The following is a 280-nucleotide window of genomic DNA, read 5'->3' as shown; positions in this document are numbered from 1 at the left end:
GGGAGACCCACGAGTCACGGGGGTTCTACGTGGACGTCACCGGCCAGACCGGCGGGCTGAAGGCACACGTCGACTACTGGCGGGCCAGGCAGGGCGTGCTGGGCTGGTCCTCCCCCGAAGAGCCAGACATGGTCGCGGATCCGACCGAGGTCCTCACCGCGTCGCTGGACTACCAGCGCGCCCTCGGCTCGTTCAAGCTCGGCGCCACGCTCAGCTACCAGCGGCCGCGCATGCGCTCCTGGGGATTTGGCCTGGAGGGCCCAGACGGGGAGTGGGGCGA

At 70.7% G+C, this 280-nt stretch carries 1 protein-coding gene; it reads left to right on the top strand.

Annotated features, from left to right (window positions below; all coding sequences use genetic code 11):
- A partial coding sequence (locus MD536_RS21715; protein WP_239603868.1) for a hypothetical protein occupies nucleotides 1–280 on the top strand: 280 nt, incomplete at both ends.

Source organism: Flavihumibacter cheonanensis (assembly GCF_022352215.1).
GTDB lineage: Bacteria > Bacteroidota > Bacteroidia > Chitinophagales > Chitinophagaceae > Flavihumibacter > Flavihumibacter cheonanensis.
This window is presented reverse-complemented; position numbering and strand designations above follow the sequence as displayed.